Here is a 22857-nt window from a genome sequence, read left to right on the forward strand (position 1 = left end):
ATCAGATTTTTGCGGTGGTCATGGCAGCAGACCCCCAAGTGGTGCGCCAACGTTTCTTCACCAATGATAAACCGATCAGGGCGACAATGGCCAAGCCAGCAAAAATCGACAAACCCAGTTGATAGCTACCGGTGATCTGACGTGAATAACCCATACTGGCCGCCAGATAAAAGCCGCCGATACCACCAGCCATACCGACCAGACCAGTCATCACACCCATCTCTTTACGGAAGCGCTGAGGTACCAACTGGAATACTGCTCCATTGCCGGTACCCAGAGCCAGCATGGCGACTACAAAAACAACCACCGCAGCTACTGACGACTGCAAGCCTGTGGCTGCGATAAACAAGAAAGCAGCAGCAATGCTATACATCACTGACAAGGTTTTGATCCCACCTATGCGGTCAGCAATACGTCCACCAAATGGGCGCACCAGTGAACCGGCAAATACGCAGGCAGCCGTAAAATAACCGGCATGTATCGGCGACAAGCCATATTGAGTATTGAAATAAATAGTCAATGAAGATGCCAGGCCAGAAAAACCACCAAAGGTTACGCTATAGAAGAACATGAACCACCAGGCATCCTTGTCTTTCAGCACGGCCAGGTATTCGCTCAGTGATTTGCTCGGTGTTTCGCCAGGGGCATCCTTGGCAAAGACCAGATACACAACCAGTGCTACCAATAACGGGATCAGCGCTAGTCCGAATACATTCGACCAGCCATAGGCAATGGCCAGCGCTGGTGCAAACAAGGCAGCAAACGCAGTACCTGAATTGCCTGCACCGGCAATACCCAGTGCCGTACCCTGATGTTCTGGCGGATACCAGCGGGAAGCCAGCGGCAACGCGACTGCAAAGGCAGAACCAGCCACCCCCAGGATTACACCCAGGAATAATAATTGTTCATAACTATGTATGTTTCCCAGCCAGGCCCAGCACAGACCTGCCAGCACCACAACCTGACCTATCAGGCCAGCTTTTTTGGGTTTCAGGTGATCGACCAGTATGCCCATCACGATACGCAGCAGGGCACCAGCCAGCAAAGGCGTGGCAACAATTAAACCTTTTTGCGCAGCGGTCAGCCCCAGGTCTTTGGATATCTGTATCGCCAATGGACCCAATAGGACCCAGACCATGAAACTCAGGTCAAAGTAAAAGAATGCCGCTAACAGTGTTGGCGGATGGCCTGCTTTCCAGAATGATGTTTTTTGCATGATCGCTCCAATGGTGAACGATGATGCCACTTGCAAGTGCCGTGCCATCAAATTGTGCGGGATATGTAGGGCTCAATTGTTAAATATGATGGAAAATGCGCGAAAAATGTGCATTGCGTAAATTAAATGGTGCAGCGCACTAGTTTGGCATGGGATTTTTTTGTAAAACTTGAATTTTTTATGCTGCGCTTCAGTAAGTGGCACTACTTATTATGCTGATTGATTAATTGTTGGTTTTCCCTGTGCAAAGCTATTTTATATACGGTTATATTGGTGCGCGCAGAATAAAGCGGGAAAGTTGATTTCCCAGAAATTTCGAACTGGCATTGCTCTTGCTTATAGATCGCGGAGACATGCAAAGGAGCAGCCATGAAGAAATTAAAGCTAGTGATGGTCGGGAATGGTATGGCAGGTGTGCGTACCCTTGAAGAGTTGATCAAGATTGCCCCGGATTTGTACGACATTACCGTTTTTGGTGCAGAACCCTATGCCAATTACAACCGCATCTTGTTATCACCGGTGCTGGCAGGTGAGCAAACTATCAAGGACATCATGCTCAATGATGTGGATTGGTATGAAGAAAATAATATCACTCTGCACCTCGGTAAAAAAATCACCAAAATCGATCGCCATAAACGTATCGTGATTGCCGAAGATGGTACCCAGACCGAATACGACCGTTTGCTGTTGGCGACTGGTTCCACTCCTTTCATGTTGCCAGTGCCTGGCAAAGACCTCAAGGGCGTGATCGCCTACCGCGATATTCATGATACCAACGCCATGATCGCCGCTGCGCAAGAACATACACATGCTGTCGTCATCGGCGGTGGTCTGTTGGGGCTGGAAGCTGCAAACGGTCTCAAAATGCGTGGCATGAGCGTGTCTGTGGTGCACTTGCCAGGTTGGTTGATGGAGCGTCAACTGGACCCGGTTGCCGGCAAGATGTTGCAAAAATCCCTGGAGGACCGCGGCCTGAACTTCCTGCTTGAAAAAAATACGGAAGCCATCATCGGTGACGACAATGGCCATGTAAAATCGATCCGCTTTACGGATGGCCTGGAAATTCCTGCGCAACTGATTGTTATGGCTGTCGGCATACGTCCAAATACGGCGCTGGCAGAATCTGCCGGTCTGTACTGTAATCGTGGCATCATCGTCAACGACACGATGCAGACTTATGATCCACGTATTTATTCCGTCGGTGAATGCGTAAACCATCGTGGCACGGTCTATGGTCTGGTTGCGCCTTTGTTTGAAATGGCCAAAGTCTGCGCCAATCATTTGGCGAATTTCGGTATTGGTCGTTACCAAGGGTCAGTCACATCCACCAAGTTGAAAGTGACAGGCATTGATCTGTTCTCTGCCGGTGAATTCATGGGTGGTAAGGACACGGAAGAAATCGTTTTGTCTGACCCCATAGGCGGCGTCTACAAAAAGCTGGTGGTGAAAGACGACAAGCTCATTGGTGCCTGCCTGTATGGCGACACTGTGGATGGCAGCTGGTATTTCAAACTGCTGCGTGAAGGTAAGAACATTTCAGAAATCCGCGATTCCCTGATGTTTGGCGAATCGAATACCGGTGACGTTGGCCATGAAGGTCATACCAAGGCCGCTGCCATGCCGGATGATGCCGAGGTCTGCGGATGTAATGGTGTCTGCAAAGGCACCATCGTCAAGGCTATCAAGGAAAAAGGTCTGTTCACGCTCGATGACGTACGCAAGCACACGAAGGCGTCGGCATCCTGCGGTTCCTGTACTGGCCTGGTAGAACAGATCATCATGTTTACGGCGGGTGGTGATTATTCGACTGCGTCGAAAGTCAAACCTATGTGCTCTTGTACTGATCATAGCCATCAACAAGTGCGTGATGCCATCAAGGCCAACAAGTTACTGACGGTTGCAGGCGTGCAGGAGTTCATGGAATGGCGTACACCTAATGGTTGTTCCAGTTGCCGCCCTGCCATCAATTACTACCTGATTTCCACATGGCCGCGTGAAGCCAAGGATGACCCGCAATCGCGCTTCATCAATGAACGCTCACATGCGAATATCCAGAAAGATGGTACTTACTCTGTCATCCCGCGTATGTGGGGTGGTGAAACTAATGCCAGCGAATTGCGCAGGATAGCTGACGTGGTTGATAAATTTAATATACCGACTGTCAAGGTCACCGGTGGTCAGCGTATCGATTTGCTGGGTGTGAAGAAAGAAGACTTGCGCGCAGTATGGCAAGACCTGGGGATGCCGTCTGGTCTGGCTTATGCCAAGGGTTTGCGTACCGTAAAAACCTGTGTGGGTAGCGAATGGTGCCGTTTTGGTACGCAAAATTCGACTCTGATGGGCCAACAGTTGGAACGTGAACTGGCACGCATGTATTCGCCGCACAAGGTCAAACTGGCAGTATCCGGCTGCCCACGTAATTGTGCTGAAGCAGGTATCAAGGACGTTGGTGTGATTGGTGTTGATTCCGGTTGGGAAATTTACGTAGGCGGTAACGGCGGTATCAAAACTGAAGTTGCGCAATTCCTGGTTAAGTTGAAAACCCATGAAGAAGTCATGGAATATACAGGGGCCTTCCTGCAGTTGTATCGCGAAGAAGGCTGGTATCTGGAACGTACGGTACACTACCTTGCCCGTGTCGGTCTTGACTATGTGAAGAAAATCATCCTTGAAGATGACGAGCGCCGCAAAGACCTTTACCAGCGCCTGCTGTTTGCCCTGGAAGGTGAGTCTGATCCATGGCATGAACCAGAAAAAGCCCAGGTCGATACGCGTCAATTTGAACGCTTGCCAGCATAAGGCCAATAAGGCCAATTTAGTTGAGAGGAAAGAACATGAGTCAGGATTGGCAAGTAATTTGTCGTGTTGAAGATATCCCCGTGCTGGGGGCACGCGTAGTGGCGCGTGCAGCCAAGCCGGATGTGGCTATCTTCCGGAATAGTGAAAACAAGGTTTTTGCTTTGTTGGATAAATGTCCGCACAAGGGTGGTCCCTTGTCGCAAGGTATCGTCTTTGGTGAAAAAGTGGCTTGTCCGTTGCATAACTGGAATATTGAATTGCCTACAGGTTGTGCAATTGCACCCGATGAAGGCTGCACGCAAAAATTCAGTCTGAAAGTGGATGCAGATCAGGTGTATCTGGATGCAAATGAGTTGCGTACACTTGCAATAGAGGCTTAGGGCGCTGGACATGCGCAAAACTGCCCCAGCGGTGTTGTAGCTCCTGGTTGTACGAAAAGGTACTGCCGTTGTCGCTGCACCTTGCTGGGGCAATTTTGTGTAAGTCCTAAAACACCACGCCGTGGAAAATTTTACGCGGCGTGTATTTAAAGGCATGTATGACTGAAACCAAATCTACCTGTTGTTATTGCGGCGTTGGTTGCGGTGTAGTAATTGAAAGCGATGGCGGGCAGGTTGTGGGTGTACGTGGCGACCCGGATCACCCAGCCAATTTTGGCCGCCTGTGCAGCAAGGGCAGCACCCTGCATCTGTCTGCGGACTCCAGGATACAGCAACAGGTCAGGGCACTTTATCCCGAAATGCGTGCGCCGTCTGCGGGGCGGGACCAGACACGCCAACGTAGTGACTGGGATACCGTCATCGCCAGTATGGCCGGCAAGTTTGCCGACACCATCAAGGCACACGGCCCCGACAGCGTGGCATTTTATATTTCCGGTCAATTGCTGACCGAAGACTATTACGTCTTCAATAAACTCGCCAAGGGTTTGATAGGTACCAATAATATCGATAGTAACTCACGCCTGTGCATGTCCAGCGCCGTGGCTGGTTACAAGCAGACACTAGGTGCTGACGCACCACCCGCCTGCTATGAAGATATTGATTTGGCCGAAGTGATTTTCATCGTTGGTTCCAACGCCGCTTATGCCCATCCTATCTTGTATCGTCGACTGGAACAGGCCAGGGAAAAAAATCCGGCACTGAAAGTAATCGTCGCGGACCCACGTCGAACCGATACTGCCCGGGAAGCAGATTTGTTCCTGCCTATCTTGCCAGGCACCGACGTTGCCTTGTTCAACGGTATGCTGCATCTTTGTCTGTGGGAAGACCTGATTGATGTCGATTATATCCAGGCGCATACAGAAGGCTTTGCCGAACTCAAGCAAACCGTGCGTGATTACACGCCTGCAGCTGTGGCCAAGACCTGTGGCATCAAGGAAGCTGATCTGGTGCAGGCAGCACGCTGGTTTGGACAGTCCAAAGCCAGCCTGTCCCTGTATTGCCAGGGACTGAATCAGTCTTCGTCGGGTACTGCAAAAAATGCGGCACTGATCAATCTGCATCTGGCTACCCATCAAATCGGCAAGCCGGGTGCCGGACCGTTTTCTCTGACCGGGCAGCCAAACGCCATGGGCGGGCGTGAGGTCGGTGGTATGGCCAACCTGATGTCCGGCCACCGCGATCTTGGCAATGCTGAGCATCGCGCAGAAATGGCGGCTTACTGGGGTGTTGATGACGTACCCGCCACACCAGGTAAAACGGCAGTGGAAATGTTTGAAGCTGTCAGACAGGGTGATATCAAGATCATATGGATAGTTTGCACCAATCCAGCGCAATCCATGCCTGAGCAAAACCTGATACGCGAAGCCTTGCAAAAAGCTGAGCTGGTCATTGTGCAAGAGGCTTATGCCAGCACTGCGACAGTGCCGTATGCAGACGTTCTTTTGCCAGCCAGCACATGGGCCGAGAAGACCGGCACTGTCACCAATTCAGAACGCCGTATTTCACGTGTACGTCCTGTCATACCAGCGCCCGGTGAAGCCAGACATGACTGGCAAATTGCCAGCCAGTTTGCCCAGATGCTAGCCCCTTTACTGGGGAAATCACCAGCGGGTTTTGCTTACAGTAGTGATGAACAGGTCTGGAATGAACACCGCGACAGCACCCGTGGCCGTGATCTCGATATCACTGGTTTGTCGTACGCCATACTTGAACAGCAGGGGCCGCAACAATGGCCTTATCCAGCAGGTGCTAGCGCAGGCAAACAACGTTTGTATGAAGACGGCATCTTCCCTACACCCAGTGGTCGTGCACGTTTCGTCAATACCGCGTATCAGCCGGTCAAGGATGCTGTTGATGCACGTTACCCATTCTCATTGAATACCGGTCGCCTGCGTGATCAATGGCATGGTATGAGCCGCACGGGTACCGTGGCGCAATTGTTTGCCCATGTGGCCGAGCCTGGCATCAGCATGGAAACCACGGACATGCAAAGGCGTTTTCTCAAACCAGGTGATCTGGTACATGTCAGCAGTCGCCGTGGTACCGTCATTTTGCCTGTTGTTGAAAGCGATGAGCAGCGTGCTGGCCAGGTCTTCATTGCCATGCATTGGGGGGAAGAATACGTGTCTGGACGTGGTCATGCACAGAATGCCAGCTACGGCGTAAATGCCCTGACTTCGCCAGCGATAGACCCCAGTTCCAAGCAGCCAGAACTGAAAGCTGCAGCTGTCAAGATTCTGAAGGCTGAATTACCATGGCGTTTTGTTGTTTTTGCCTGGCTTGACAGTGATGCCGCGTATCAGGTACAGGCTGCATTACGTCCTTATATGCGCGAATTTGCCTATGCCTCATGTACGCCATTTGGACGTGACAAAGTCGGTGTCATTTTCCGGGCTGCAAATGAAGAAGCTGTTGCTGGTGATGTGCTCGAAAAAATTGAACAACTGTTTGGCATACACGGCACCGATGTATTGCGTTATGACGACAAGCGTCGCTGTGTTTCGCGCCATATTCTGGTCAAAGAAGGCAGTCTGGCTGCTGTCGCACTGGCTGGTGACGTGGCAGCCGAAGGCTGGCTCAAGGATTTCCTGCAGGCACAGGAACCTGTGGCGAGGTTGGGGCGTTTGTTACTGATGCCAAGCACCACGCCACCGCAGGGCTTTGCGGCACGTGGCAAAGTGATCTGCAGTTGCCTGAATGTGACTGACACAGAAATCAATGCAGCCCTGACTGGTATGGATGGCTTGCCAGCCGATGTATTGACCGCATTGCAGGGTAAATTGAAATGTGGTACCAACTGTGGATCTTGTGTACCTGAGCTGAAGAAAATAATCAGCATCAGCGTACAGCAAAAAGCTGCATAGGGCGTTTGACAAACATAAACAGAAAATGGGCATTGAAAGACTGGACCCGGCTTCAGGCGCAGCAGGCAGGCTGATTGATTTGTCTGATGCCTATGCGCTCTATCCGGCTGAGAGCAATCATCTCGAAAGCGTGGCAGCACTGGCGCAAGACAATGTGATGTTTTAGGCTGCCACGTTGATGGGCAACTGGCAGCCTGTGGTGCAGTCAAAATCCTGTTTGATGACCAGGCTCAGCTAAGATATGGTGAAATCAAACGCGTGTTTGTGCTGGACGAGTTTCGCGGCAAGGGCTTATCGAAACTTATCATGCGTGCGCTGGAAGATCATTTGCTGACGCATGATATACGTGTCGCCAGACTGGAAACCGGCATCACGCAGCCAGAGGCCCTGGGTTTGTATTTTCGCCTTGGTTATACAGAACGTGCAGCTTTTGGTGATTACGAGGAAGATCCTTTGAGCGTTTTCATGGAAAAGAATCTGCTGGTCTGAAGGCATGAATAGCAAGCACGTTGCCTGCAGCCGGCCATCAGGCCGCCTGCCTGCGCAAACTCAGCAACATCGCCCCAAATGAAATAAAGGCGGCGCCAACAACACGGTTAATCCATTTGACGAAATGCGGTTTGACCAGGATATGCATGGCCCGCGCAGCCAACTGGGCATACATCAGATGAGTCAGGTAGGACAGACTCATGAAGATAGTCATCAATGAAAAAAACTGCGGTGCCAAAGCTTCCCCTGGTGTGATGAAATGCGGGAACAAGGCTGTAAAAAACATCAGGCCCTTGGGATTGGTGGCAGCTGTCAAAAAAGCTTCAGAAAATAATTTGCGTGGGTGTGGTTTGTTATCTGCCAGCCCGTTTTGTACATCATGCGTCAGTGCGCTACTTTTTCCAAATAACTGTTTGGCACCGATATAAAACAGGTAGAGCGCCCCGGCGATCTTGACTGCTGCAAACAGCATGACTGATGAATTCAGCAATGCCCCCAGACCCAGAAAGGCTGTAGTAGACAGGCAAAAGATGCCACATATATTGCCAAAGGCTGACCACATGACGGCGCGCGCGCCATAACTTGCACCGTTTTTTAACGACAGCAAGGTGGAGGGGCCGGGGCTTAATATGGCAAGGCTGGCTATGGCAGTAAAGGCAAGCATGGTCTGGGTTTGCATTGTTAAATCCTGAATTGGTTTGGAAAAATTTTTTTATCGGCTTATGCCATCTTGGCACCCGTGGCCTGCCGTATCGGAATACCGGCAGGGTCAAAATTCTCCAGACAATATACATTGATGCCAAAATTGTCTGGCGTGACGCGTTTGCGATGAAAAGGATAAATGCCGCAAATCTTGCAAAAATAATGATGCGCCGTGTTGCTATGAAACTGGTATTCACTCAGTGATTCTGCACCTGCCAGTAATTTGAAACGGCTTTCATGTACCTTGACCATCAAGGTATTTTTACGGCGGCAAATTGAACAATCGCACATGGTCAGTTCAGGAAAATCTGTCTCTATTTCAAAACGCACTGCACCACAGTGGCAACTACCCTGACAGCTTTGCATGGGGCGGTGGCCCGGTGATTGATCTTGCATCCTGTGCTTCCTAGGTTATCTGAGACTGGCAGTGTCATAGTACCGGTACGGGCCTGCGTCGTACCGGTACAATTTTCTTTAAAGTAGTAGACTGCCATGGTCGTTCTGCCATGACAATTTCTAATATGCATTTTTCTGTGGCTTCCTGACCATACCTGGCGTTACTGGACAGTTTAATATGTGTCCAAATGTAATCGGCCCCCTTAATTTATTGTAATCATTTTGCAAGCCTTTTATCATGCCCGATTGGCATTTTGCATTGGCCACTTTGTTCCTGTGTTGTTCATTCATTGGTTTATTTCTATGTCATTCATTATCCAGCGTCAGACCGCATCACTAATTTACAGGAATAATGGCGGTCACCATTCATGCTGAATTTTGTACTGAGTCACAGGCGTGTCTCCCGTTGTTTTACCGCACTGGCAGGCTGGATCGGTCTTGCATACAGTATGCAAGGGGCAGCAGTAGCAGCGCCGGATCAGGTTTTTGTATTACCACCTGTACAGGCCAGCACTGCAGACGTGCTGGTGAAAGCATTCCAGTTCAGCGGCAATACCGTGTTCACGACAGAAGAATTGCAGCAAATGGTGCAACTGTATATCGGGCGTCGCGTTACACCCGCCGAACTGGAAGAACTGCGCATCAGCATTACCCGCAGATATATTGCCACGGGTTATCTGAACTCTGGTGCTGTACTGGTGGTGGCTGATGGACAAGAAGCGTTTCCCAACGGTCTGGTCCGCATACGCCTGATAGAAGGGCGTATCAGTCAGGTCAACATCAGGGGACAGGGCCGGTTGCAGCCACAATACCTGAAGCAAAGATTGGTACACCCATCGGAAGTATTCAATATGCCAGTCTTGCAGCAAAGATTCCAGTTATTGCTTACTGACCCCTTGTTTGAAAAAATCAATAGTCGCCTGATTCCCGGTGATGTAACAGGCACAGCCATATTGGATATCGATGTGCAGCGTGCATCAGCCTATGGCATGACAGTTTTTTTTAATAATTACCGTGCGCCGTCTATCGGTTCTGAAGTGCTGGGCAGTGCGGGCTGGGTTCGTAATTTGACTGGACGTGGTGACGTGCTGGACGCCAGCATCAGCCACAGCGAAGGGGCTGACCCTGTGCATCTTGGCTGGATTATGCCGTTGAATAGCCGTGGCACCAGCTTGAAGCTAAGTGCCGATCAGGGCAGTTCTTCTGTCATAGGTGAATCATTGGCTGCCGTCGATATCAAAAGCCGCAGCTCAGGTGGTGAGGCCGGATTGACACAGACCCTGCAATCTTCCCCGCAAAGGAAAGTGGAGCTGGGTCTCAGCTATGCGCAACGTGAAAGTCACACTACCTTGCTCGGTGAAGCTTTTTCATTTACGCCAGGTGAGCCGGATGGACATTCACGTATCAAGGTCTGGCACTTTTCTCAGGAATGGACCGAACGTGGTGAAACCCAGGCACTGGCATTGCGCAGCGTATTTGCCTTTGGTCACAATAATGTCGATCGCAGCGTAAGCGACGCTGGCGTACCAGCTGCGAGTTATCGTATCTGGACCGGGCAACTGCAATATGTACATAATCTGGCGAATGATGGCAGACAGATCGTCGTGCGTGCATCAGTGCAGCAAACCCCGGACCGCTTGTTGCCGCTGGAACGTTTCTCTGTCGGTGGAGCCGCCACCGTGCGTGGCTATCGTGAAAATGCTTTGGTACGCGACCGTGCTGCTTTGTTGAATGCAGAATTTCATTATCCGCTCAGCTTCACGGCGCTTGAGGGGCAAAAATTGAACCTGATCACCTTTGCCGATATGGCTATTGCAAACAACCAGGATGAGGTGACACAAAAGCTTGCATCGCTGGGGGTGGGCGTGAATTGGCAATGGAATAAATGGAGTGCCGACCTGTTTTTCGCCCATAAGCTCAAGAGCTTGCCAAATGCTGGCAGTGGCAATTTACAGGATCACGGCGTGCATTTTCAAATAGCTTACCACGTGTTTTAAGCGGATAGATAATGCACACCTTCAACCATAAACAATGTGTCCGCAAGGTATTGATCGTATGCCTGACATCGTTCAATTTTTTCTTCCCCGTGGCGTATGCCCAAACGGAAGCGCTAAATAACAACTTGCAATTATGTGAGCGTGGTAATTACAGTCAGGTATTGAATCCTTTGCTGACCCAGTACGCAGCCACCAACGTACAGACAGAAAAAGTCAGGCTGGCAGCAGTTATTGCTGCCAGTTACATACAGATGCAACAGCCCGCGCTGGCTGAATCCTATCTGCGCTTTGCTTATGAGCATGCGGATGTCGCAGTCGATAAAGCTGCTCATGCCATTGCGCTTGGCAACTGGCAGCAAAGCCGTGGCAGTGCAGATGCTGCGCGCGCATCGTATGATGTTGCCATGACCTTAGCGGGGGCAGATGCCGGTATTGCTGTCAGCAGTGGCCTGAATCGCTTGAAACTGGATGGGGGCAAGCTCACGCCTGCTGTCCGCATCAACAATCTGAATACGTACTGGCAGAGATTGCCAGAAGTCAGCAAGCCGCAGGCAAGAATACGCTTTGCCATCAATCTGGGTGCACAGGCAAAAGCTGCAGGGCGGTCTGGCCTGGCTCTGGCATATCAAGCTTTCGACTATGCTCGTCAGTTGGCGCAGGTAGAGCGGGAAACCCGGCTCTTGCTGGAAGCGCTGGACCAACTGGCGCAGATGTATGAAGATGCACTGCGCTATGACGAAGCACTGGCACTCAGCGATCAGGCCGTGTTGACGGCGCAGACCATGGACGCGCATGATTTACTGATCGCCGTCGAACGGCGTCGTGGCCGCATTTTGCGTCAGCGTGGACAGACTGATATGGCAATCGCTGCCTACCAGCGTGCGCTGGATCATATTGAAGCGATTCGTACTGATATCCCGGTGGAATACCAGGATGGTAAATCTTCATTCCGTGAAACACTGGAGCCGGTTTACCTGGGCCTGGCAGATCTGCTGTTGCAGGATGCAGATCAACTGAATGCAGGGAAAAAAGACCAGCAATTACGACGCGCCCGCAATGTGCTTGAACTCATCAAGCAGACCGAGCTGCAGGATTATCTGGGGGATCGTTGTGCGGTTGACAGTGCACGCGCCAATCGCCGCTCATCCACACTTGCGCACGGCACGGCCATCATTTATCCGGTGATTTTGCCGAACCGTATGGAATTACTGGTAGAAACTGCAAATGGTATGCAGCACCGGAGTATCGCGGTTTCCGCAGACAGTTTGCGTGCCGATGTGATTGATTTTGACAGCAGCATACGTGATAACCTGTCTTTCAAACCTCAGGCCAAGCGCTTGTATGACATGTTGCTGGCACCGGTAGATAGCCTGCTGCAACAAGAAAAAATAGAAACCCTGGTAATTATTCCCGACGGCGTCTTGCGCCTGCTGCCATTTGCAGCCTTGCATGATGGACAGCATTTTGCCATAGAAAAATATGCGATAGCCATCGTCCCTGCACTGACATTGACAAATACAATTGCACGAGAACAGCAAGGAGCCAGCATGAAAACCCTGCTGGCAGGAATGAGTGAACCGGGGGCCGTCGTTGATAAATTACCGGCTGTCATGGTAGAACAGCTGCTGGCTGCCAGCCCGCAATCATCGGCGGCAGGCAGACAAATCAGTCGTGGCAGTTTCACCCGCAACATGCGTAACCTGCCAGCAGCCAAACCCGGTGCTGACAGCAGCGGCACCATGTCTGCTACTGAGAAACAGCAGCGGCACCAGCAATTGCAGCAAATGCTCTCACTCAATGGAGTCGATGAAGAAATACGCCTGCTGGAAAAATTCACGCCCGGTCAGACCTTGTTGAACGCCAGTTTTACTGTTTCTGCCTTCGCCGGAAAAATGAAAACCGGTGATTACCAGATCGTGCATATCGCGTCACATGGCGTATTCGGTGGCACGGCGGAGAGCAGTTTTTTAATGGCGCATGATGACCTCATCACCATGAATGGCTTGCAGCAATTATTGCGTGAAGGCGAGAAAAACAGTCGTGGACTGGAACTGCTGACCCTATCCGCTTGTGAAACTGCCGAAGGTGATGACAGAGCGCCGCTGGGTCTGAGTGGTGCGGCCTTGAAAGCGCATGCCAAAAGCGCACTCGGCTCGCTATGGCCGGTATCTGATGACGCCGCCAGTGCGCTGATGGTGCAGTTTTATCGCAATCTGTCTTTGCCGGGAAACAGCAAGGTACAGGCTTTGCAAAAAGCCCAGCTTAACCTGTTGAAGAACGATAATTTCAGCCATCCTTTTTACTGGGCACCGTTCATTATGGTTGGGAGCTGGTTATGAACACGACTCTGTTGCAATCCTATGCAACGCAAAAGCGCCACCAACATGCCACGCATGTCATGCGTACGGTAATCAGTCTAAGTCTGTTATTTGCTTTCAGCACTGTGCCCATGTTGGTACAAGCCGGTGCTGTCACTGATGGTACGGTTGGCCCGGTGCAAAACTTGTCCGGGAATTTCGTGGTGCCTCAAAATCTGGGTACTACCAAAGGCGGCAATTTATTTCACAGCTTCCGCAGCTTTAGCATAGACAGTGGGGAAACAGCCAATTTCACTACCACTACCGCTTTGCAAAATGTGATTGCACGGGTCACTGGCGGCACGGCTTCCCAGATCAATGGCTTGTTGCAATTGACCGCAGCCACAGGTAGTCAGCCGAATTTTTATTTCATTAATCCGGCAGGCGTGATTTTCGGTGCGGGTGCGGCGCTTGATGTACCGGCAGGCTTGCACATCAGTACCGCCAATTACTTGAAATTTGCAGATGGCAATTTCTATGTCGATACCACGCGTGCCAGTACATTGTCAGCTGCAGCGCCCGAGGCTTTCGGATTTCTGGGTAACACCCGCGCTACACTGGAAGTCAGGGACGGTGCCACATTGGCGACGCGTTCACAGCAGGCAGTCAGCCTGGTTGCTGGCGATATCAGCATCGACAATGCCAGCCTGCAGGCGCCGGGTGGCAACATCCGGGTCGCTGCAGTGGGCAACAGCAAACTGGACGTGCCACTTGCTAGTGGCGATGCAGTCGGCATGAATGGGCAGCTTAATATCCTCAACGGTGGCAGTATCAATAGTCCAGGCAATGGTTTTGTAGATGGCGGACAAATACGCATACAGGCCGGGAATATTGTGATCGATGCGCAGGATTCAACACAGGGGACTGGGGTGTTCAGTAATGCGAAAGATGGTATCGCCAGATCGGGAGACATACAGGTGTCGGCCAGTGGGCAGCTCAGCATACTGAATGGTGCACGCATCTCATCATCGACCTTCACCAATGGCAATGCCGGTACTATCCGTGTTGATGCCGACAGTGCCATGCTGGATGGTCAGGGCCAGGTCACAGGCATTTACAGTCAGGCAAATGATTTTGGTGGCAATGCAGGCAATCTGAGTATCAATATCAAAGGCAAGCTGTCAGTGTTGAATGGGGGCTTGATTTCTTCATCCAGCAATGCGAAGGGCAATGCTGGCACCGTCATTGTCAGCGCCAATGAGATTATGCTGGATGGCAGCGAAGCAAATGGTCCTGATACCGGCATAGTCTCGACCGCCAATAGTGGCAGCAGTAATGCGGGCGGCGGCAATGCAGGCAGGGTCGATGTGTCGGCGAACGGCAAATTGACTATCTTGAGCAGCGCGCAGATTTCATCCGCAACCTATACCGCAGGGCAGGGCGGTGATGTCAAAGTCAGTGCGGGTGAATTGCTGATCAATGGCGATGGCCTGTCGACTGGCATCAACAGTATCTCAGGTGGCAAGGGTAATGCCGGTAATGTGGATGTGGCTGTGCGCGGTGCTGCCAGCATTCAGTCCGAAGGTGGTATATCCACTTCTGCATTTGACAAGGGTAATGCCGGTGCCATCAAATTCCAGGCGAATAGTCTTGCCATTGACGGTCAGGGGCTGAGTGCGGGCATCTACAGTGATGCCGGGGATTTTCGCATGTCGGCCAGTTTTCAGGGCGGCAATGGTGGCAATATCGATGTCAGCGTTGCGGACAAGTTGACACTGACAGACGGTGGCAGAATTTCATCCACCACCTATACCAAAGGCAATAGCGGTAATATCAACGTGACTGGCAAGACCTTGACAGTCACTGGAGGTGATTCAGGCGTGCTGGCGGAAACCATAGGTGCAGGCAATGGCGGCAGTATCCTGGTCCAGGCTGGCCAGTCTGTTTTATTGGAAGCAGGGGGCAGCATTTCTTCTTCTACGCGGTTTATCGGTAATGCCGGTGCCGTCAAGGTTGATGCGCCAGAAATCAATATCAACGGCAAAGGCCAGGCTACCGGCATTTACAGCGATGCCGGTACCCAGGCGCAGGGCAATGCCGGCAGCGTTGACGTGAATGTCAGCGGAAAGCTGAGTCTGACGGATGGCGGACAGATTTCTTCAGCCACAACCAGTTACAGTACCGGTTCTGCGGGTGCCGTCAAGGTCAGTGCCGGTAATCTTGATATGAATGGCAAGACTACCCTGACAGCAGAAGCTGGCAGCGACAAGCCCATCGTCCCTACAGGCATACTCAGCAGTGCCAATGCAGGTGGTGAATACAGTAGCTACTCCAACGGTAACGCTGGTACCGTCGGCGTGACGGCAAACAGCATCAACCTGCGCAATGCTGCACAGATTTCATCCAGCGCTTTTGCTCAAGGCAAGGCTGGCGCTGTCAATGTCAGCGGTGGCAACATCGATATCAGCAGCAATGCCATCATCAGTTCAGAAGCCGGACCTGCTTCCAGCGGCTATGCGGGTAGCGTCAACCTGGCTGCATCAGAAAGTCTGCATATCGATCAAGGCATACTGTCTATCAGCAATGCCGCCCGACTCAGTCAGCCCGGCGCATTGAGTAAAACCCTGCTAACAGTGAATGCGTCTGACATGCAGTTGCAACAGGCACAGATCAGTGCTTCTGCCAACGGTAATGTGGCAGCCAGTGATATTCAGATTACTTACGCCAACCGTTTGTGGAGCCGCGCCAGTGCCATTACTACCAGCGCTCAGGACGGGAATGGCGGCAGCATCGTACTGCGCGGCAGTGGTCCGCTGTTGATCGACAGCTCGCAAATCACCACCTCAGTCAATGGGCTGCAAACTGGCAACGGTGGCGATATCACCATCGCGGCACCGGCTTTAATCCTCAGGAATGGCTTTGTACAGGCAAATACGGCGGCACCCGCCGCCTCTGGCGGCAACGTCAATATCCAGGTAGATGCCACTATTGCCAGCGGCAGTCAGCTACGCATCGGTGGTCCGCCATTGAGTTTTAGTCGCAACAGTGGCAATCTTATTCAGGCCGCCGCTCCTGATGGTGTGAACGGAGTGATAAGATTAAGCAGTCCACAAGTTGATTTCGCAGCCAGCCTGCTGAATTTGTCGGCACAAGCCTATGATTTGGGAGATCTGGCCATGGATTTATGTCGTATTGGTAGCGGCAGTTCACTGAGTCAGGTCGGGCGTGGCGGGCTCTTGCCCAGCTCCACCGGCTTGCTGAAACCCTGAGCTGGTGCATGCCTTGCTGCCTATGATTTCCCACTTTGTTACTGCGCGTCTGGGCAGATGGACGGCTTGGTGCATGCCATTGCTGTTGTGCGGTTTTGCTGCCCTGTTATTGCACTGGTCAGGTGTGCAGGCTGTTGACAATAAACTGCTGGACTTGCAGTTCTGGCTATCACGTGAATATTCGCCACAAGTGGTAGAACATGAACCTGTCATCGTCGGTATCAATGAAGCTTTTCTTGATGAAGTTGACGAGCCTCTGGTCTTGAATCATGTTTACCTGGCCGAATTTTTAAAAACCATGAACCTGGCTGGTGCCAGAGTAGTGGGCATGGATGTCAGCCTTCCAGAAAAACGTTATGACACCCTGGTCTCCACCCGCAAAACGGATGCAGATTTTCACAAGGCGCTGTTGTCTGGCATGCTGGAAGCCATACAGGGAACACCTGTGGTTGCAGCCAAAGTCTGGGATCTGCAACGCAGGCACTTTATTAATATTCAGGTTGATTATGCGGCAGTATTAGGCATGCAGGGCGAACGTTTTCAGGCGGTGGCATCGGCAGAATTTTGCCGCGACAGTGATCAACGCATACGTCACTTCCCCGGCACGCAATGTCAGCCAGATGGTGGTGCACGCGGTTTGGCGACTGAAGTTGCCGCTGCTGCAGGTATCAGGCAAGACTGGTCCGGCCTGATCAATTATCGCCTTGGTGCACGCTTCGACTATATCCCCTTGCAAGAAGTGCTGCAATTGTCAGACAAGGGTAATATTGGCGAATTGAAACGCCGCTTCGAAGGACGTGTCGTCTTGCTGGGGGCAACCATGGAAGCTACTGACCTGGTTGATTTGCCAGTGTCTCTGGCCGCATGGTTACCGGAGGGCGCACCCAATCCAGGTGTCCTGGCACATGCACAACTGCTGCGCAGTATGCTGAACCAGCGCATGATGAAAGTGACAGGCAATAATATTCTGTACCTGCTTTGTTGTATGTTTGTGTTGTTCTGGTTTGGATCTTCGGTAGGCAAAAAAACAGGTTTGTTTGTGCTGGCAGCAGTGGCCTTGCTGGCAGGCAGTACGATCGCCATGCAATATGATGTATGGCTGCCACCAAGTGCCATATTGCTGACGGGTTTGCTGGCGCTGGGCAGCAGTAGTATCTACCACGGCTGGCGGCATTTCATCGACAAGCAACGTTTGAACAAGGCATTTTCTGGTCGCGTCAGCCCTGCTGTGATGGATGAAATTGTCGCCGGACGGGAACACAACTATACCCACAGTCGCCGCTTGCCAGTGTGCGTGCTGTTTTCAGACATTCGCGGTTTTACTACCCTGTGCGAGCATGCGCAGGCTGAGGACGTCGTCAGCCTGCTCAACCGCTATTTTGCGGTGATGAGCAAGATCGTGCATGAACATGGTGGTACCATAGACAAATTCATTGGTGACGGCATGATGGCTTTTTTTGGTGCGCCAAACGCCTTGCCCAGTCCTGAACAAAATGCCTTTGATGCTGCACGTGACATGCTATATGCGCTGGCTGACTTGAACAGCGAATTGCAGCAAGAAGGCAAGCCAGCACTGGCTATAGGGATAGGTCTGCATAGCGGTGATGCCGTTATCGGTCAGGTCGGCTCAGCCGAAAGGCATGAATACACCGCCATAGGGGATACCGTGAATACCGCTGCCAGGATAGAAGGTCTGTGCAAGGATGCCGGTTATCCTGTGGTATGTTCCGACACGGTGGCAGACAAGTTGCAGAACCTGGTTTCTTTTGTTGCTCTCGGTGAAAAACAGCTCAAAGGTCGTTCTGCAATGGCCGTCTTTGGCTGGCAGCTGCCGCAGGAAACCACTACCAATTTTTTGAAGAAGCAGGCAAATCAATGATGTCCACGTTCACATTACGTCGCCTTGTCGGTATTCCTTTACCATTCGTATTTTTGGCTTGCCTGCTCATTTGTGCAATGGTGCGTCCAGTGCATGCAGATACCGCTGTCGGAATGGTGCTGGATGTGCAAGGCAATGGCAAGATGGAAGTGAATGGCGTCAGCAGCAAGTTGCAGTTACTGGCCTACCTGCAACCCAAAATGCAGATTACGGTCGATGCCGGTGCCAGGGCTTCATTGTCACTGTATGCAACCAGATCGGTATATCAGTTGACCGGCCCGGCACAGGTCAGTATAGAGAAAGATGGCGTCATCAGCTTGCAGGGGCAAAAAGCCCTGGTCAAACCCATGGCAGAAAAACTGGTGCGCGCAGCAGAAACCAGCAATGTGATTGCTGGCGCAGTCCGCATGCGCCAGTTGCCGCCACGTATAGCCATTACCGCACCAGAAAATAATAGCCTGTTGCTGGGTGGCCGGCCTGCATTTAGCTGGATGGCAGCCGAAGCGGCTGAATTTGACATCAGCATCCAGGAGACAGGCGAAAAACCTACTGATGAAAAACTGATCGTCAGCCAAAAGCTGAAAGAAAACAACTGGCAATTGCCTGACAATGTCCGGCTGGAAGAAGGCAAGACCTATCGCTGGCAGGTTAGCTATGTGTCTGCCAGAGATGGCAAAACCCAGATGTCACGCGCCGAATTCAGAGTGGCCAGCAAATCAGAAGCCAACGTATTGACCGACTTGCGGCCAGATGAACAGGCTGCGGTTGAAGAATGGGTATTGTATGCTGCCACATTGCAAGGCAAGCGCGCTTATGTCGAATCCCGGCTGGTCTGGCAATCCATCGCCAGACAGCGGCCAGACCTGGCCCGCCTTGGTGAGGGTGGGCAATAAGCTGAATAACAAACGAGCCAGCTGCCTACCTGTTCAACCAAGTGTGTTCAGGCAGATGCGCTCATGCCGGTATCCAGAAAATCGACATGAAAATCAACAATCACCTGACCGGCGATACGCTGCACTGAGCCATCCTTATGCATGCGACTGACGGTCTTGTCTTCACGTGAACGCACATCGATCTGGAATTCAGGATGGTGCTTGCCAAAGGCGTCAACAATGGTTTCCCTGACCTGAGCCAGCAAGGCAGTTTCGGCAGCCGTCACGGTTTCGATGGCATCCTGATTCGCAGCTTCCATGTTGGTGATGGTGTTCTCGCTGTCGCCAAAGAATTGATCAACAGTTTGCTTGAATTCGCGTTGCGTCGTTACACAATACTGTATCTTCGCAATGGGGAACAGACTATGGACAATGCGCGACGCCATCACACGTTCCGGGTCGGTAGTCATGATGACCAGATTATCGGCACTTTCTTCGAGGACGATCCAGTGATGATCTTCGACGTAGGCACGCTTGAAGTTTTTCAGCGCATCTGGACGCACACGGTCTGCCTTGTAAGGCTGGTAGGCGCATTCAAAATAAACTGCCAGTGACTGGCCGATATCGGCAGGCTTGACCTCGAATTCATCGACCAGTATATCTTCCACATCCACACCTTTGCGTCGTGCTGCACGTGCGGCCAGACCCAGTTCCGGGATCGACAGTATCGAAGACTTGATCAGACTGTCAAATTTGGTATGTATCACCTGTGGTGACATCAGACGCTGGGCAAACGCCACTGCCAGGGTATTGCGCAAATAGCGGAAACCTTCTTCCAGCAACTGCGGGAACTGGCAATCATGACGGTTGTTGATCAGTTGCAGTACTCCAAGCAATTCATTGCTTTGTTCATGTACCAATGGACCAGCCAGCATTTGCTTGGTGCGAAAGCCGGTGCGCTGGTCAACACGGCGCAAAAATTCCAGTTTCGGCGAATGGGTTTTCAACTCGGCTTCGTCGTAGACATTGACCAGGTTGATGGTTTGCTTGGTCATGGCGACATAGCCTGCAACACTTTTTTCCGAGATTGGCAGGGCAAAATCCTTGAAGGAACTCAGCCCGGTCTTGACCTTGGATTCAATCGCATTTTTCCTGTAATTGACGGAATACAGCGTCAGGCGTTCACACTCAAACAGCTCGCAAATACTTTGCGACATATCAAGCATGATCTGCTCGATATTGCTGGTTGAATGGATGGCATTCGTGATGGTTTGCAGATGCTTGAAAAAATGTAAGCGAGCATGCACGTCGTCGTTGTCATAGACATCATACTGATCTTGTTGGATACGGCGCACAAAACTCATAAATTTGCTTTCATCAATAGATTTAATCCCGGCTATTCTGCCACAGCCGGGCTGCATCGTCATTGCGACACTGATAAGCTTAAGCGCGTTTTTCGAAAAAGCCTGTGTTTAGCAATTGTTTTAAAGAAATTATCGATATTTTATGACTATCTGTACAATACAAGGGACATTTTTGCCCCTTTAGCCCGATTGTTGATTTACCAGATAGTGATGCGCTTTTCAGGTGCCACGTACATTTTGTCGCCTTCCTTGACATCAAAGGCTGAATAAAATGCAGGCAAATTCGTCAAGGGGCCATTACCACGGAATATGGATGGAGAATGTGGGTCAGTATTCACCCTCAGTATGGTTTCGCCATCACGTGATTTACCGCGCCAGACTTGTGCCCAGCCCATGAAAACGCGTTGGTTGCCAGTGAAGCCGTCTATGACCGGGGCTGGTTTACCGCCCAGCGAAATCTGATACGCTTTATAGGCGATCGATAAGCCGGAATTGTCCGCAATATTCTCACCGAGGGTCAAAGCGCCGTTGACCTTATAGCCAGGTAACGGGCTGTAGGCATTGTACTGGGCTATCATGGCCGCAGTTAATTTGCCAAAGTTGGCCTTGTCTTCCTTGGTCCACCAGTCACGTAAATTGCCGTCACCATCCGATTGACTACCGGAATCATCAAAACCGTGGCTGATTTCATGTCCTATGACTGCGCCTATACCTCCATAATTGACCGCATCGTCGGCAGCAGCATTAAAGAAAGGTGGCTGTAATATCGCTGCCGGGAAGACAATTTCATTCTGCCGTGAATTGTAATAAGCGTTTACGGTCTGTGGGCTCATGCCCCAATCCATGCGGCTGACAGGTTTGCCCAGCTTGGCTAGCTGGCGTTGGAGTTCATGTTCACGGCCACGTATGACATTGCCAACCAGGTCATCCTTGACAATCTCCAGCTTGCTGTAGTCACGCCATTGATCCGGGTAGCCGATCTTTGGATTGAATTTCGCCAGTTTAGCCAATGCTTCCTTCTTGGTTTCCGGGCTCATCCAGCTCAAGGTTTCTATGCTTTGCTTATAGGCTAGCAGCAAATTATTCACCATAGTTTGCATGCGTGCCTTGTTTTCTGGTGGAAAGTATCTTTCTACATACAACTGTCCCAATGCTTCGGACATGGCTTCCTCTACCCTGGCGACACCGCGCTTCCAGCGCTCTTGATTGGCGGGTACGCTACGTAAGGTCTTGCTTGAGAAGTCGAAGTCCTCGTCTACGAAACGCTGGCTGAGAAATTGTGCAAAGGCATTCAATGTCTGCCATTTTAAATAGATTTTCCAGGTTTCAAGTGGCGTGCTGGCAATGATTTTGCTCATTCCACTAAAAAATTCAGGCTGGCGCACGATAACATAGTCCATTTTTCCAGCCATGCCATTGCTGCTGAAATAGTCTGTCCAGTTAAAGCCAGGCGTTAACAACATCAGTTCTTTGAGACCGGTTTTGTTGTAGGTCTTGACTGGATTGCGATTTTCTACTTTGGTCCATTGGATTATGGCTATTTCGGTTTCCAACGCCATGATGGCAACTGCACCCTGTTCGGGATGAGCTTGCCCACTCATATCCAGCATTTTTTCCAGGTGCTTCAGGTATGCTTCGCGGAAACTCTTGAGCTTGGCGTCATCCTGCTTCAAATAGTAGTCACGGTCAGGCATGGTCAAGCCATTTTGGCCCAGATACACAGCATAACGGCTTGAGTCGCGGGCATCCTGGTTAATACCTGTCTGGACAGGCGTATTGACACCGAGCTTGCCCAGTTCGGCCATCAGTGCTGGCAACTTAGCCTTGTCACTCAATGCATCGATAAGGGCAAATTGACCTTGCAATGGTTTGATATCCTGGGAGTTGACACGTGTTTCATCCATGAAGCTATTGAACAGGTCGACAATTTTTTTCTGGTTGCTACCAGCGACGAGTTGCTGGTTGCCTGCCAGCGCCTTGATGATTTCGTAAGAGTTTTTCTCTGACTGATCACGCAACTGATCAAATGAACCAAAGCGTCCGCGATCTGCCGGGATAACCGCTGTTGCCAGCCATTTACCAGACATGTATTGGTAAAAATCATCCTGGGGTCTGACACTTTTATCTATCCATTGTAAATCTATACCCGAGATGAGTTGGCGGGCTGTGTCGCGGCTACTGTCAGTCGCATTATCTGCATACGCCGGTGAGGCAAGCATATTTGCAAACAAGCTGGCGAGTGCGAGAGAAATCAGGGTACGTGGCATGGTATT

At 51.2% G+C, this 22857-nt stretch carries 15 protein-coding genes; 10 read left to right on the forward strand and 5 right to left on the reverse strand.

Going from position 1 to position 22857, the window contains the following annotated elements:
* Position 1: 1 nt before the first annotated feature.
* On the reverse strand, positions 2 to 1216 hold the full coding sequence (locus AC1RVX_RS22750; protein WP_493218862.1) for a nitrate/nitrite transporter: 1215 nt from the start codon (positions 1214 to 1216) through the stop codon (positions 2 to 4).
* A gap of 369 nt (positions 1217 to 1585) precedes the next feature.
* Between AC1RVX_RS22750 and nirB the strand changes: the two genes are divergently transcribed.
* The 5 genes from nirB (at position 1586) to AC1RVX_RS22775 (ending at position 7808) form a co-directional block, all read left to right on the forward strand.
* Positions 1586 to 4015: a nitrite reductase large subunit NirB gene (gene nirB / locus AC1RVX_RS22755; RefSeq protein ID WP_493218863.1), complete on the forward strand. Its 2430-nt coding sequence runs from the start codon at positions 1586 to 1588 to the stop codon at positions 4013 to 4015.
* Between the two features lie 35 nt (positions 4016 to 4050).
* Entirely contained in the window at positions 4051 to 4395 is a 345-nt protein-coding gene (gene nirD, locus AC1RVX_RS22760; protein WP_186948047.1) for a nitrite reductase small subunit NirD, read from the forward strand.
* 158 nt (positions 4396 to 4553) lie between these two features.
* Entirely contained in the window at positions 4554 to 7319 is a 2766-nt protein-coding gene (locus tag AC1RVX_RS22765) for a nitrate reductase (RefSeq protein WP_493218864.1), read from the forward strand.
* Between the two features lie 25 nt (positions 7320 to 7344).
* Positions 7345 to 7485 carry a hypothetical protein gene (locus tag AC1RVX_RS22770; protein WP_493218865.1) on the forward strand — a complete coding sequence of 47 codons (141 nt, stop codon included), beginning with the start codon at positions 7345 to 7347 and terminating at the stop codon, positions 7483 to 7485.
* A 47-nt stretch (positions 7486 to 7532) separates the two neighbouring features.
* Complete coding sequence (locus AC1RVX_RS22775) at positions 7533 to 7808, forward strand: GNAT family N-acetyltransferase (protein ID WP_493218890.1); 276 nt, start codon at positions 7533 to 7535, stop codon at positions 7806 to 7808.
* 37 nt (positions 7809 to 7845) lie between these two features.
* On the opposite strand, the gene AC1RVX_RS22780 is transcribed toward AC1RVX_RS22775, so the two are convergent.
* On the reverse strand, positions 7846 to 8487 hold the full coding sequence (locus tag AC1RVX_RS22780; RefSeq protein ID WP_493218866.1) for a LysE family translocator: 642 nt from the start codon (positions 8485 to 8487) through the stop codon (positions 7846 to 7848).
* 41 nt (positions 8488 to 8528) lie between these two features.
* On the reverse strand, positions 8529 to 8906 hold the full coding sequence (locus tag AC1RVX_RS22785) for a GFA family protein (RefSeq protein WP_493218867.1): 378 nt from the start codon (positions 8904 to 8906) through the stop codon (positions 8529 to 8531).
* Positions 8907 to 9274: 368 nt separating this feature from the next.
* Between AC1RVX_RS22785 and AC1RVX_RS22790 the strand changes: the two genes are divergently transcribed.
* The 5 genes from AC1RVX_RS22790 to AC1RVX_RS22810 all read left to right on the forward strand — a co-directional run bounded on the left by AC1RVX_RS22790 (position 9275) and on the right by AC1RVX_RS22810 (position 19241).
* Complete coding sequence (locus AC1RVX_RS22790; protein WP_493218868.1) at positions 9275 to 10903, forward strand: ShlB/FhaC/HecB family hemolysin secretion/activation protein; 1629 nt, start codon at positions 9275 to 9277, stop codon at positions 10901 to 10903.
* Between the two features lie 11 nt (positions 10904 to 10914).
* On the forward strand, positions 10915 to 13242 hold the full coding sequence (locus AC1RVX_RS22795) for a CHAT domain-containing protein (protein WP_493218869.1): 2328 nt from the start codon (positions 10915 to 10917) through the stop codon (positions 13240 to 13242).
* Positions 13239 to 16469, forward strand: a complete 3231-nt coding sequence (locus AC1RVX_RS22800; protein ID WP_493218870.1) for a beta strand repeat-containing protein — start codon at positions 13239 to 13241, stop codon at positions 16467 to 16469. The genes AC1RVX_RS22795 and AC1RVX_RS22800 overlap by 4 nt, the downstream gene beginning before the upstream one ends.
* 73 nt (positions 16470 to 16542) lie before the next feature.
* Complete coding sequence (locus tag AC1RVX_RS22805; protein WP_493218871.1) at positions 16543 to 18348, forward strand: CHASE2 domain-containing protein; 1806 nt, start codon at positions 16543 to 16545, stop codon at positions 18346 to 18348.
* A complete protein-coding gene (locus tag AC1RVX_RS22810; protein WP_493218872.1) occupies positions 18345 to 19241 on the forward strand; it encodes a hypothetical protein in 897 nt (298 codons plus the stop codon). Before AC1RVX_RS22805 ends, AC1RVX_RS22810 begins: the two co-directional genes overlap by 4 nt.
* Before the next feature lie 47 nt (positions 19242 to 19288).
* On the opposite strand, the gene AC1RVX_RS22815 is transcribed toward AC1RVX_RS22810, so the two are convergent.
* Positions 19289 to 20584, reverse strand: a complete 1296-nt coding sequence (locus AC1RVX_RS22815) for a GspE/PulE/PilB domain-containing protein (protein ID WP_493218873.1) — start codon at positions 20582 to 20584, stop codon at positions 19289 to 19291.
* 197 nt (positions 20585 to 20781) lie between these two features.
* Entirely contained in the window at positions 20782 to 22851 is a 2070-nt protein-coding gene (locus tag AC1RVX_RS22820) for a M13 family metallopeptidase (RefSeq protein ID WP_493218874.1), read from the reverse strand.
* Positions 22852 to 22857: the final 6 nt, after the last annotated feature.

This window comes from Undibacterium sp. GW821-FHT11B02 (assembly GCF_058808955.1).

Bases quoted from the DNA above. Each gene is read 5' to 3' on its own strand.
- AC1RVX_RS22820 (WP_493218874.1), bottom strand. From the start codon at position 22,851: ATGCCACGTACCCTGATTTCTCTCGCACTCGCCAGCTTGTTTGCAAAT.
- AC1RVX_RS22750 (WP_493218862.1), bottom strand. From the start codon at position 1,216: ATGCAAAAAACATCATTCTGGAAAGCAGGCCATCCGCCAACACTGTTA.
- AC1RVX_RS22795 (WP_493218869.1), top strand. From the start codon at position 10,915: ATGCACACCTTCAACCATAAACAATGTGTCCGCAAGGTATTGATCGTA.
- AC1RVX_RS22765 (WP_493218864.1), top strand. From the start codon at position 4,554: ATGACTGAAACCAAATCTACCTGTTGTTATTGCGGCGTTGGTTGCGGT.
- AC1RVX_RS22785 (WP_493218867.1), bottom strand. From the start codon at position 8,906: ATGCAAGATCAATCACCGGGCCACCGCCCCATGCAAAGCTGTCAGGGT.
- AC1RVX_RS22780 (WP_493218866.1), bottom strand. From the start codon at position 8,487: ATGCAAACCCAGACCATGCTTGCCTTTACTGCCATAGCCAGCCTTGCC.
- AC1RVX_RS22815 (WP_493218873.1), bottom strand. From the start codon at position 20,584: ATGAGTTTTGTGCGCCGTATCCAACAAGATCAGTATGATGTCTATGAC.
- AC1RVX_RS22810 (WP_493218872.1), top strand. From the start codon at position 18,345: ATGATGTCCACGTTCACATTACGTCGCCTTGTCGGTATTCCTTTACCA.
- nirD (WP_186948047.1), top strand. From the start codon at position 4,051: ATGAGTCAGGATTGGCAAGTAATTTGTCGTGTTGAAGATATCCCCGTG.
- AC1RVX_RS22800 (WP_493218870.1), top strand. From the start codon at position 13,239: ATGAACACGACTCTGTTGCAATCCTATGCAACGCAAAAGCGCCACCAA.
- AC1RVX_RS22790 (WP_493218868.1), top strand. From the start codon at position 9,275: ATGCTGAATTTTGTACTGAGTCACAGGCGTGTCTCCCGTTGTTTTACC.
- AC1RVX_RS22770 (WP_493218865.1), top strand. From the start codon at position 7,345: ATGGGCATTGAAAGACTGGACCCGGCTTCAGGCGCAGCAGGCAGGCTG.
- nirB (WP_493218863.1), top strand. From the start codon at position 1,586: ATGAAGAAATTAAAGCTAGTGATGGTCGGGAATGGTATGGCAGGTGTG.
- AC1RVX_RS22805 (WP_493218871.1), top strand. From the start codon at position 16,543: ATGCCATTGCTGTTGTGCGGTTTTGCTGCCCTGTTATTGCACTGGTCA.